The 12,495-nt window shown below is 46.5% G+C and carries 9 protein-coding genes; 4 read left to right on the plus strand and 5 right to left on the minus strand.

Annotated elements, in window-relative coordinates; all coding sequences use genetic code 11:
• Nucleotides 1-3: 3 nt before the first annotated feature.
• Nucleotides 4-1,509 carry an RICIN domain-containing protein gene (locus tag F3I09_RS08835; RefSeq protein ID WP_149694671.1) on the plus strand — a complete coding sequence of 502 codons (1,506 nt, stop codon included), beginning with the start codon at nucleotides 4-6 and terminating at the stop codon, nucleotides 1,507-1,509.
• 65 nt (nucleotides 1,510-1,574) lie between these two features.
• On the opposite strand, the gene F3I09_RS08840 is transcribed toward F3I09_RS08835, so the two are convergent.
• Nucleotides 1,575-2,267: an alpha/beta hydrolase gene (locus F3I09_RS08840; protein ID WP_149694672.1), complete on the minus strand. Its 693-nt coding sequence runs from the start codon at nucleotides 2,265-2,267 to the stop codon at nucleotides 1,575-1,577.
• Between the two features lie 213 nt (nucleotides 2,268-2,480).
• Here F3I09_RS08840 and F3I09_RS08845 point away from each other — a divergent pair, with 213 nt between their 5' ends.
• A complete protein-coding gene (locus F3I09_RS08845) occupies nucleotides 2,481-4,163 on the plus strand; it encodes a sigma 54-interacting transcriptional regulator (protein WP_149694673.1) in 1,683 nt (560 codons plus the stop codon).
• On the opposite strand, the gene F3I09_RS08850 is transcribed toward F3I09_RS08845, so the two are convergent.
• Both F3I09_RS08850 and F3I09_RS08855 read right to left on the minus strand, forming a co-directional pair.
• The gene (locus tag F3I09_RS08850; RefSeq protein ID WP_149694674.1) at nucleotides 4,156-5,520 is read right to left on the minus strand and encodes a sigma-54 dependent transcriptional regulator; all 1,365 of its coding nucleotides are present in this window, start codon (nucleotides 5,518-5,520) and stop codon (nucleotides 4,156-4,158) included. The two genes, F3I09_RS08845 and F3I09_RS08850, sit on opposite strands and share 8 nt — an antisense overlap.
• The gene (locus F3I09_RS08855) at nucleotides 5,520-7,877 is read right to left on the minus strand and encodes a histidine kinase dimerization/phosphoacceptor domain -containing protein (RefSeq protein WP_149694675.1); all 2,358 of its coding nucleotides are present in this window, start codon (nucleotides 7,875-7,877) and stop codon (nucleotides 5,520-5,522) included. The genes F3I09_RS08850 and F3I09_RS08855 overlap by 1 nt, the downstream gene beginning before the upstream one ends.
• 426 nt (nucleotides 7,878-8,303) lie before the next feature.
• On the opposite strand from F3I09_RS08855, the gene F3I09_RS08860 reads away from it, so the two are divergent.
• Together F3I09_RS08860 and F3I09_RS08865 are read left to right on the plus strand one after the other, a co-directional pair.
• On the plus strand, nucleotides 8,304-10,232 hold the full coding sequence (locus F3I09_RS08860; protein ID WP_188133739.1) for a sensor histidine kinase: 1,929 nt from the start codon (nucleotides 8,304-8,306) through the stop codon (nucleotides 10,230-10,232).
• A 22-nt stretch (nucleotides 10,233-10,254) separates the two neighbouring features.
• A complete protein-coding gene (locus F3I09_RS08865) occupies nucleotides 10,255-10,878 on the plus strand; it encodes a response regulator transcription factor (RefSeq protein WP_089834170.1) in 624 nt (207 codons plus the stop codon).
• On the opposite strand, the gene F3I09_RS08870 is transcribed toward F3I09_RS08865, so the two are convergent.
• On the minus strand, nucleotides 10,875-11,567 hold the full coding sequence (locus tag F3I09_RS08870; RefSeq protein WP_149694677.1) for a Crp/Fnr family transcriptional regulator: 693 nt from the start codon (nucleotides 11,565-11,567) through the stop codon (nucleotides 10,875-10,877). The genes F3I09_RS08865 and F3I09_RS08870 overlap by 4 nt on opposite strands.
• Nucleotides 11,554-12,312, minus strand: coding sequence for a uroporphyrinogen-III C-methyltransferase (cobA, locus tag F3I09_RS08875; RefSeq protein WP_149694678.1), 759 nt, complete (start codon nucleotides 12,310-12,312; stop codon nucleotides 11,554-11,556). Before cobA ends, F3I09_RS08870 begins: the two co-directional genes overlap by 14 nt.
• Nucleotides 12,313-12,495: the final 183 nt, after the last annotated feature.

A 12,495-nucleotide genomic window follows, 5' to 3' on the forward strand; every position in this document is an offset into this window, starting at 1 on the left:
AACATGTTACGCAGATTAAGTGTAAATTTTATACTGATACTTTCCTTCCTGCTGAATGCCTGCACAAAGAAGGATAACAGCCAGGATGCCATGACTGCACCGGATAAGATGGCCTATGCGCTGGCAGCGGCAGGCAGCGGCACGCCTGATGATGCCAATATCAGGTATTTCGGACGCTGGGATGTCAGCGATAACAGCCGCTATACAAGTTATTGGGGTGGCGCTTATTTTAAAGTGAACTTTACAGGTACCACTGTCAAAATAAGGACCGGCAACACAAGTAATTTCTATGCCAGGATCGATAATGGTCCCTGGATCTCTTATAAGAATGTAGGCGGTGTTATTGACCTTACGGCCATGCCACTTGCAAACGGTACACACACACTGGCAGTAGCACAGGGAAGGGACTATGACTATGTGTTCAGTTTTATGGGACTGATACTGGACGCGGGAGCGGCTACCAGCAAGCCATCCACCGGTTCTTATCTCATCGAATACATTGGTGATTCCATTACCGCAGGATACCTGAATGGTCAGGCAAATGTGTCTGACTATGCATGGATCTGTTCGGAAGAGCTGGGAGCTGAACATACACAGATCGCCTACCCCGGCATTGCACTGGTGAGCAGTCCGAGGCATGGAACAGCCATGGACGCACAATATTTCCGCTTGCAGCCACCGAATTATCCCTCCTCTCCTGCCTGGGATTTCACGAAGTATACACCACAGGTAGTGGTGCTCAACCTTGGTACGAACGACAGTGACTATGAAGATTCCGACAGTACGTTCCGGGAGGTGTATACAGGGCTGCTGGCAGGTATCCGCTCCAGGTTTCCGCAGGCGGAGATATTTGTCATGCGTACTTTTCTCGGCATACGTTCACAACCTACAGTAGCCGCCGTTGAAAACCGTATCACTGCCGGCGACAAAAAGGTGCATTACATCAATACAGAAGGGTGGTTAACGCAGTCGACAGCAGATTACCTGCCGGATAACCTGCATCCCAGCGAAGCCGGTCATATAAAAGCCGCCGCCTTGCTGAAGGAGGTGTTGGCCTCATATACGGGAGCTAGTCAGGCGATACCGGACGGCATCTACAATATCGTCAATAAGAACAGCAATTTAGCACTTGACGCCACCGGACAATCTACCGCTAATGCAACACCGATACAGCAATGGACGGCCAACAACGGAGAGAACCAGCGCTGGCAGGTCAGACATCTGGGTAATAATCAGTACCAGATAAGCGGTGTACAAAGCGGCAGAGCCCTGGATATCACAGGACAATCCATTCTAAATGGAGCCGGCCTGCAGTTGTATGACTATAATGGCGGTGATAATCAAAAGTGGACCATCACAGCCCAGAGAGATGGTTATTATACCATCACGGGTGTACAAAGTGGTAAGGTCCTGGAGATAACAGCACAATCAACAGTGCCGGGCGCACGCGTAGTACAATATACAAACAACGGGGGGAATCATCAGCTGTGGTCATTTAAGCGTATTTAATGCACAACAGCGTTCAATAAATAAGGGTGGGACAATAATCCCACCCTTATTTTTAAGCTGAAAGATCACTTAACGCCCGCAGCAGTGAGAATAACACGTACCGCACTTTCAGGATCATTCATAAAGAATGTATGCCCACCAGTCACCTCTGTGACATTACATTTTGCACGATCGTACATTTTACGTTCCAATACAGGATTTACTGTACCATCGTCTGTTGGCATTATAGCAAAAGAAGGCTTTGAACGCCATGCCGCAACCGTTACCTTATCGGTAAAAGCGGTTACCGTAAGCGGGATCTGGGAATCATACATGAAGCTTGATTTCGCTTTTGTTTGTCCCGTAGCGAAAGTAGCATTGAATTTGTCTTTGTCCAGGTAGACCAGTCCTTTTTCATCCGGCGGAAGGATGCCATTCACTTCCAGTATAGGTGCAGATTGCACGAGATCGAGTGTAGACTCACCAGCATCGGGAACAAAAGCCGCTACATACACCAGGCTGTCTACTTTAGCGTGCAACCCCGCCTGTGTGATGACGGTGCCACCCCATGAATGTCCAACGAGCACCACCGGACCATCCTGCCTGTCGAGCGCTGCAACAGTAGCAGCTACATCTGCCTGGAGCGTACTGGTCGGATTCTGAACCAGCGTAACATTAAAACCATGCGCACGGAGTAACTGATACGCAGGCTCCCAACCGGAAGCATCGGCAAATGCGCCATGAACGATGACCACATTTTTAACTGACAACTGTTTCATTCTTATCGTTTTTATTAAATGAGATAATTACCAGGTCAAATGCCATACCCACTCTTATTCAATTGATTATCAATACAAGCATTCCCGGAGACACGAACTTTTATTTACGATATTTCGTGAATTTATGCAGGAGCCTAAAATTGCGGGAAAACGTAACATTTCGGCAGGATCTTCTGCATTGTGATTATGTTTGTTCAGGAACATCGTGAGCATATGGAAAAAGAAAGTACTCCCAAAGAGAATAGCCGTCTATCTATTCCGGACAGCCATTTTCTTATTGAAAGCCTTGAACAACAGAAAAGAGAACAGGCCGTCCTGCTGGAATTGAGCAGCATCGTTGCCGGAGCAAAGAGCAGGCAGGATCTCCGCGCGGTTATCACCGACCAGTTCCCCGAGCTTTTCGGAGGAAGATATTATACACTCTGTCTGATCAATGAAGACGGAGTGACGCATTCACCATTCCTGCATACGGAAGAAAACACTATTCCTTCTTACAGGGGTGAAACACCTATCATCGTGACCAGTCATTCTATCAATGATGGCATTTTTGAAAAGGCGCTTGCGTCGGAAGAACCGGTGCTTATAGACCTGCAGACGGCCATGAAGGCGAACACTGTTCCCCGCTATGTTTATCGTTGGTTCAATGCAGGTATCAGGGAAATGCTGTTGGTAAAAATTTCAGGAGGAGGTATGCCCATAGGCGTCTTATATCTTTATGGAGAGAAGAAAGGCTCCTTTCAGGTTGAAAAATTCAGACTGTTCAAAGGTATAGCAGATATATTGGGAGCAGGATTCGGCAATATTATTTTCGGTGAGAAGATTGAACAACAACTCCGGGAAATAAGGAAGTACAAAGGAGATCCGGAAGAAGGTAACCTCAGTTTACAGGATAAGGCAGGATCGTGTAATGGCATTAAAAGTATTATCGGCACATCCCCCGGAATACAAAATATAATAACTGTGGTGGAGCGGATAGCGCCATCTGACTCGACAGTCTTGCTACTGGGAGAAACAGGTACGGGCAAGGAAGTAATTGCCAGTGCCATACATGCCGCATCCCCACGCAGGAATAACATGATGATAAAAATAAACTGTGCTGCATTGCCTCACAGCCTCTTTGAAAGCGAACTTTTCGGTCATGAGAAAGGCGCTTTTACAGGAGCTTTACAGCGCAGGATCGGTAAGTTTGAACTGGCAGAAAACAGTACGCTGTTCCTTGATGAAATAGGAGAAATACCGTTGGAATTCCAGGCTAAACTATTAAGAGTATTACAGGAAAAGGAAATAGAGCGTATAGGAGGTAAAGGTGTTATTAAAGTGAATGTGCGCATTATTGCCGCCACCAACCGTAATCTTGAAGAGGAAGTGAGAGCTGGTAATTTCAGGCATGATCTGTATTATCGTCTGAATGTAATACCCATTTCAGTCCCCCCGCTGCGTAACCGCAAAGAGGACATTCCGGTCCTCGTTACTCACTTCCTCCGGCGTTATACAACTGTCAACAGGAAAAAGGCGCCTGTAGTGCCGGATAAAGTTATGGAAAGCCTGATGCATCATGACTGGCCAGGAAATGTCAGGGAGCTGGAACACCTGTTGGAACGTTCAATACTGCTTAGTAAAGAGAATGTGCTGCATATAGACCTCCCTGGCGCACTTCATAAAACACCTTCAGCTGACAAGGAAAACGCATTCAGCATAGTGCCATTGGAAACAATGGAAAGGGAATATATCCTGAAAGTGGTCAGGCTTTGCAATGGCAGGATTGCCGGGCCTAATGGGGCTGCTGCGAAGTTGCGATTACCATCTACCACCCTCAATTCCCGGATGCAGAAACTAGGCATAAAAAAAGAGCATTTTAATATCCGCCAATCTTCCAGGAAGGTGAATGTTATTTGAACACCTGTTTTATTCCCAGTCTTTTTATTCTTGAATATAATGTCTGTGCAGGAAGCCCTAGCATTTCGGCAGCACCGCCGGGGCCTGATACTTTGCCTTTACTGGCCCTTAATGCAGCAAGGATATGATCACGCTCCATTTCATCCATTGTTTTAAGTCTACCTGCCTGTTCAACGCCAGGAACTACGTTGGATGAGGGCAGCCCAAATACAGAGATATCTTTACCCGTGGCCAGGAGTACATGGCGTTCTATCAGGTGCTCCAATTCCCGGATATTGCCTGGCCAGTCATATGACATCAGCTGCTGCATCGCACTCTCCGTTATCTTTTCAACACCGGCCTTGTTTTTCTCAGTATATTTCTTCAGAAAATAGTTGGCCAGTAGAGGAATATCCCGTTTCCGCTCCCGTAACGGAACCAGCTCAATCGGAAAAACACTGAGCCTGTAATACAGATCCAGCCTGAAACGCCCTTCAGCCACTTCCTTTTCCAGCTGTCTGTTAGTGGCAGCAATCACACGCACATCTATTTTAACCGGTATATCACCTCCTATACGGACAACTTCTTTTTCCTGAAGCACCCTTAATAGTTTGACCTGTGCATCCGGCGATAACTCTCCTACTTCATCCAGGAAGATCGTTCCCTGGTTCGCCTGTTCAAACTTCCCTACCCTTCTCTGACCTGCGCCGGTAAAAGCACCTTTCTCATGGCCAAACAGTTCTGTCTCAATGAGCGCCACAGGTAGTGCAGCACAATCCACTACTACCATCGGCAACTCGCTGCGACGCGATAACCTGTGAATTGCTCTTGCCGCCAGTTCTTTACCCGTACCGCTTTCTCCTGTGATCAACACAGATGTATCTGCAGGAGCAACGATCTTTATCTTTTCCAGCGTTTCTTCCGTATGAGATCCGGTATCAGCTATCTGCAGACTCGTATTACCTGCTTTCAGGGGCTTCTGGCTTTTATCCTGACCGGCTTCCGTTTGCAACTTATACCTGGCAATATCAAGCATAATGAACAGGTCTTTTTCCCGGAAAGGTTTCACCAGGAACCCGTGCGGACGGGTAAGTTTGGCAGCTTCCAGTGTACGCTGGTTTGTATTCGCAGAAATGTACAGGAAAGGAATATGCTGTTGCATCAGTTCATTACCAAGATCGATCCCTGAATAATCACCCTTCAATATGATATCTATCAACACCCAATCCGGCTGTTGCTGTTGCAGCAGTGTCCGCGCTTTATGAACAGACGATGCAATGCCACAAACCACATATCCTGCCTTCTGCAACATTTGCTGCAGATCGTTGGCAACAATGAATTCATCTTCGACGATCAGTATTTTCCCTTTATGCGTCATCAGTTCAATATATATTTTCTGTTCTCCGGTGCAAATTCATGGTACGGAAAAGTCACACTAATAGATACTCCCGGATGATTGTTCTGCAACAAGAACGCACCATCCAACTGATCACTCAATCCCTGCATGAGACGCATACCAAGGGAATCGCTTTCAAGCGCATCATTGAGATCTTTTATGCCTATCCCATCATCACTGATAAAGAGCAGGCAATTTTTATCGGCTCCCATTTTCAGGCTTACAGTGATCGTTCCTTTTCTTCCGTCAGGAAATGCATATTTCAGTGCGTTGCTGATAGCCTCGTTGAGAATAAGTCCCAGCGGTACTGCCTGTACAACTTCAAGTTCTATATGCCCGCAGTCAACAATAAATTCGGTGTTATTCCCTGCTTCATGCCCATCTTTCATATAACCGATCAGCTCCGGAATATACCAGCGCATATCAATCTTACCGAGGTTATCCGTCTGGTAGAGCCGCTGATGTATAAGCGACATGGAATACATGCGCTGCTGGCTGTTCCGGATGGCCTCAAGTGCATCTTTATTGTTAAGATACCGGGACTGTGTGTTCAGCAGGCTGATAATGACCTGCAGGTTGTTTTTCACGCGGTGATGGATCTCTTTCAACAGCCATTCCTTGTCATCCACCAGTTTCCTGAGGTCCTCGTTTCGCCTGTTGATCTCATTCCGCTGAGTCTCCAGCCTGATGTTCATGATTTTTTTGTTCCTGTACCGGCTATAGATCAGTCCCAGAAAAACGATCAGCAGGAAAACACCAGCGATGGTTACATTTCTGATGATCTTTTCTTTCTGCAGGGAGACTTCCTGGGCCTTGCTCTTCTGTACCAGCAGTTTAATATCATTATCCTTCTTTTCTGTTTCAAACTGGAATTGCAATTCTCCCATCTGTCTGGATTGCATCATATTCCTGAGAGAATCAGATATCGTCTTAAAATTTCTGAAATGCGTTATTGCTGACCCGAGGTTTCCTGCAGCTGAGTCTATCTGGTAGTAGAGATACTCCGTTGTAGCCCGTTTGGATTTTATCACAGGATAGCGGCCCAGCATACGGGACATAGCATCCAGGTATTGTTGTCCTTCATTGAAGTGAGCGGCTTTCACCAGGTAGAATGCCATTGAATACCGCAGGGCCTGCCGCATGTTTTCGTGTAAATCCTCCTGGTCATATACCTTCTTTAGTTTCCGGAAATATATTTCTGCATGCGGCATATCGTTTGCCGCTATATAGATATGCATCCGTAAAATATTAAAGAGGCCTTCATCATATACGTCCAGTTCCGGTGCTATAGCTACTCCTACGTCAATTGAATCCAGCGCCTGTCTGTAGGACTTCGTTTTTGCCAGTACCCGGGAAATGTTGGCCAGTATATTCATTACCGCAAATGAGTCTTTATTGGCTCGGGCAAGCGGTAATGCCTTGTTGTAACAGCCCATCGCCTGCTGATTGTTCTCAACAGAAAAGTAACAGTCGCCAAGCCGGCCATAGACAGTTGCCATTAATGATCCGCTATCTTTCATCTCTTCACCGATCTTTACAGCAAGCGTATTATAGCGGAGCGACTCCTGGAAATTATCTGTCTGTATATAAACATACCCGATAAGTCCGTAAACGCCCTGCAGGCGTTTGTAGCCAACTTCGTGGTAGAGGGTAATTGCCTTTTTCAGGTTGCTCAGCGCATTGGGATAGTCCTGCTTCACCTGGTAGAGATCTCCTATGAATTCCCTCAATTGCGCCTCCGTCAGCTTCTCACCCAGGCCGGCATAAATCTGCATTCCCTGTTCATAGAGCGCTATTTTACGGGACATATCATCTCCGTCGTTACTGTACGAGCCTCCCAGCTCGATCAGTGCCTGGGCTTTTTCCCTGGCAGTACCGGCCTGACTAAGTATTTCCAGGGCCTGTGCAGCCACTTCCCTCGCCTGAGTGCCCTTCCCCATTTCCCTGAGCGTTTTGGCGCGCAATAACCTGCTTAACCCAATACCACGTTTATATTGTTGTTGAGTGCTTATCCGTTCCATTTCCCCGGCCATGTTCATGGCGCTGTCCATGTCTGATGCAAAAGACCCTGGCTTGTTCAGACAGCGTTCTGCATGCTGCATTAATTCCCCGACCATCGCTGTATCCGGAATTGCAGCCCTGCCACTATCGCGCTGCCGTTTACATCCCCCCCCTGTTGTAGCTAAAAGGATTCCAATAAAGCTGGCAATAAAAATATACTTATTCATAAACCGTTCACTGTTGTTGCCGGGTACGAATTTAGCCTGAAAATGGAAGAGTTTTTTAAAAAAGGAGGCGATGGTGGATGGCAGCGGGTCCACACACCCGCTGCCCTTCATCGTGGTTCTTCAACAAAAATACAATCTGGGGCCTTACAAAAATGGTCACGATTTCGTTCGTGTTGATACTATGTTGATACTATAAAGACGGTTAAAATATTTCTGGTAATGTGCTTGTGATATCGTCGGAGTATACATGCCAATCCACATAAAACATTGTGTATAAACAATCTTCAGGGATAATTAAAGCAGCATATATACCTGTAACATTCTTCTTCAAGGGCTTTCAAAATCACAGTGCAAAATTAATCACGAAGTCAGGGAAAAAAATCCCGGAAAACAGGGGTTTTCCCAGGGAGGACCTATTGATACTTTTACAAAGGAAAAATAATAAGGATATGTATCTCAAATAATTATATATTTCCGCCCTGATTTATGTCCATGAGAATACCTATACTTATCGTCCTATTTTGTATAACTGCCCGGTTGTACGCCCAGAAAACGACCAGCCAGCGGGGGTCTTCCGACGCGGTATCTGCTGATCTATATATCAGGCTGGCCAGGAAACTACCGCTGAGAGACACTATACAGGCCCTGAAATATTTCCAGCAGGCATTGCAGCTGGAAGAAAAGAATGAGAGCAGACTGGGTATTGCACGTACTTACCTGGCAATAGGCGCCTGGTTCAATTCCATCAATAACTTCCAGGAGGCGGAAAAACACCTGCTCATCGCCAGAGAGGATATTCTGAAAGATACCAGCCGGGAAGGCCGTATGCTGTTAGCCAACATCAAGATCAACCTGGCGGAGGTATTGGGCAATAAGGGGCAAACGCAGTTACAGACGGAAGAATACCTTCAGACCATTCCCCTGCTGGAGAAAATGAACGCCATCCCTGAGCTGAACGCTACCTATCAGGACCTGGGAGATATTTTCTTTAGTAAATCACAGTATAAGACCGCTATCACATATTATTATAAAAGTCTGACCAGCTACGAAGATCCTTCGCGTTATTATGATCTGATAGCCAGCAGGCATCTCAGCCTGGCGAGTTGTATGTATCACCTGGACAGCCTGCAGAAAATGGAAAACCATCTGCTGGAGGCCAAAGAAAAGCTGGACAAGACGGGGGTAGACTCCATTAATATATGGGCAGACTATTATTACCACGAGGGACTGCTGGATGTGAAGCACCAGTTGTATCATCATGCGGCCAATATGTTTTACAACGGATTAACTATTGCCCGCAGACTGAACTACAACGTCGCCATCTGCAATAACCTGTACTCACTGGCAAAACTCTTTGAAAAACAAGGCCAGTACGACAAGGCCATGAAGCTGATGGACGAATACGGGCGCTTATCCTATACGCTGAAGGATTTCCCCTTCCGTTTACATGCCCTGGACCTGATGGCAGAACTGTCGTTCAAACAGCACTTTCCTGACGAAGCATACAAATATCTGCGGAAGTACATCATACTTGCAGACAGTCTGCAGGAGCGGGAAGTGACGGAGAAGATACATGAGCTGGAGGCGCACTACCAGTCTTCCGAAAAAGAGAACCGCATCAAGCTGTTGCAGCATGAGAACGAACGCCAGGAATTTGCATTGCAGAAGAACCGGCTGTTGATATCGCTGATGGTGGTGATTATATTATCATTACTGGTAGTAGCGGCGCTCAGTTATCTCTTTTACCGTAACGGCCGCAAGCTACTGGAACAACAGCGACAACTGCATGAATTTGAAGTGGAACGCATCCGCCAGGAACATAAGATATCCCTCCTCTCTGCAATGCTGGAAGGACAGGAAAAAGAACGTACCAGGCTGGCGCGTGATCTGCATGACGGATTGGGCGGACTATTATCAGGCATTAAACTGGAACTGTCTACTGTTACTCCCTCCCAGACAACAGTACACAGGCAGTCGCTGATACAGAATACCCTACAGCGGCTGGATGGCGCAATGGATGAACTACGCCGCATAGCCCGTAGCATGATGCCTGAGATACTTATCAAATATGGTCTGGGAGAGGCTACCGTGGAATATTGCAGGGGACTGAAGAAGACCGGTACTGACAATATTATTTGCCAGGTGTTCAATTTCCAGGCGGAAGCAATGGAACATACCCGGCAGGTAGTATTATACAGGATCATGCAGGAGCTGGTGAACAATGCCATCAAACATGCAGAGGCCTCGCAGATACTTGTGTTACTACAGCAAACCGACAATACCCTCTTCCTTACTGTGGAAGATGACGGAAAAGGATTTGATACAACAGTAGGTAATAAACTGAAAGGCGCCGGACTGGCGAATATAGAAGCCCGCGTAGAATTCCTGGGCGGTAAGATAGATATTCAGTCAGAACCCGGCACCGGTACGGCTATTACCATTGAATGCGCGACATCCATTAATTAGTTAAACTTAATTGTAAGAAGTTATGATCAAAGTAGTAGTGGTAGAAGATCACCCTATCATGGTAGAGGGGTTGAAGAACATTCTGCGGAGTGATGCAGGAATAGAACTGAACGGCGATTATGGAGACGGTAAGAGTGTATTACAGGCGCTGGAAAAAGGACAGCCTGATGTGATACTGATGGACGTTAATCTTCCGGACATCAGCGGTGTAACCCTTTGCGGAGAAGTGAAAAAGAAATATGAGGATGTAAAGATTATCGCGCTGAGCATACATGATGAGCAGCCTGTCATCCACAGCATGCTGCAGAACGGTGCGAGTGGTTATGTGCTGAAGAATGCACTCGGTAATGAGATTATCAGGGCTATTTATGCTATCATGGATGGAGAGGAATATTTATGCAGCAGTACCAAGGAGGCGCTGAAAAATGCCGATATGGAACTGTTGAAAGCCATACCACGTATTACCCGCAGGGAAAAGGAGATCTTACAGCTGATTGGCAAGGGATTGACCACGATGCAGATAGCTGACCAGTTGTTCATCAGTACCCATACGGTGGAAAGTCACCGTAAGAACCTGATGGAAAAATTCGGGGTAAATAACACCACTTCCGTTGTGAAGCTGGCATCGGAATACAAACTGCTTTAACCGGCGTCTGCTTCCAGGAGCGCCAATCTGGCTGGATCTTTTACGACGATGCTTTTACCGGAAATGGCAATAATGTCTTCCTGTATAAGCTCGCTCATGATGCGGAAAGCAGTTTCATAGGTGGTGCCGGTATAGGATGCCAGGTCCTGCCGGCTGAGCGTCATATTAATATAACCATCACCATTTGTCCCGAACTTTTTCTGGAGAATAAGCAGGGCATGTGCAATACGGCCTTTTACGGGCATATGCACAAGATTGCGCATATTCTTCTCTGACTCCTGCAACTCACTTGCATAGAACATCATAAGAGCGTGCAGGAATTCATGATTGACCTTGAGCGTAGCCTGGAAGAAGGCCAGGTCTATAAAGCAGAGGTCCACTGTTTCCAACGCGGTTGCCGACACGGGATAGACCATTTCACTGCCCACACCCCTGTGCCCGACAATGTCACCTTCTTCTGCAAAGCGGACGATCAGTTCTTTTTCTTCGCCCCAATGCTTGTGTACCTTTACTTTGCCTGCATTCACGAAATAGATCCCATTCACCGGCTCTCCTTCCCGGAAGAGCATCTGACCTTTTTTTAACGTGAAACTTTTTCTGTGTGCCGCAATAGCGGGTTTCCATGCAGGAATACACAACTTACATAACATACAGGATTGCAGGTCGCAATCATGTTTATCTTTCTTCATGCCTGTCGATTAATTGCTGCACCGTTCCGGTCATGTCCTTCAGGTCCACCACTTTTCCCACCACTATTACTGCCGGGTTGGACATGCCGGCATGCTGCGCCTTAAATACAATATCTTTCACTGTACCTGTAACCATCTTTTCCTTATCAGTAGAACTGTTCTGGATAATGGCCACAGGCAGATTACTTTTACCATACCCTGCAAATATATCCATAATAGCCTCAAGCTTGCTCATCGCCATTAATATAATAACAGTGGCGGTCGAACGTGCCGCGAGGTCTATATCCGAAGAGATCTCTCCCGTCAGGGTGGTACCGGTGGTTACCCAGAAGCTCTCGGTAACGCCCCTTGAAGTGAGCGGTATCATCTGGCCCGCCGGAGCTGCCAATGCACTTGAGACACCGGGAACAACCTGTACCGGAATGCCCGCTCCCTTAGCGGCGGCTATCTCTTCTGTAGCCCTGCCGAACACAAAAGGATCTCCTCCTTTTAATCTTACTACGTGTCCATGGCTTTGGGCATAGGACACAATCAGGTGATTGATTTCCTGCTGCGATAAAGAATGACACCCGTAGCGTTTGCCAACAAACCGGATCACAGCTCCCGGCTTTGCGTAAGTCAATAAAGCCTCATTCACCAGGGCGTCATATAATATTACATCCGCCTGCCGGATAACGTTCACTGCCTTTAAAGTGATCAGTTCAGGATCCCCTGGTCCTGCTCCCACCAAAGATAAATATGCCATACGAGATATATTACAATAATATTTATATGAGTAAAATCACATCAATCACTATAAAATTAGAACTCTTATTGCTAATTTCATGATGCAGATCATAAAAAACGGTACTTTTTAAGACTCGATCAGGAAAATTGTTATCATATTAAACATTTAAACATATAAAAGCCGTTTCAAATTTATCAACAC

It is taken from the genome of Chitinophaga sp. CF418 (assembly GCF_900142925.1).
Taxonomy (GTDB): domain Bacteria; phylum Bacteroidota; class Bacteroidia; order Chitinophagales; family Chitinophagaceae; genus Chitinophaga.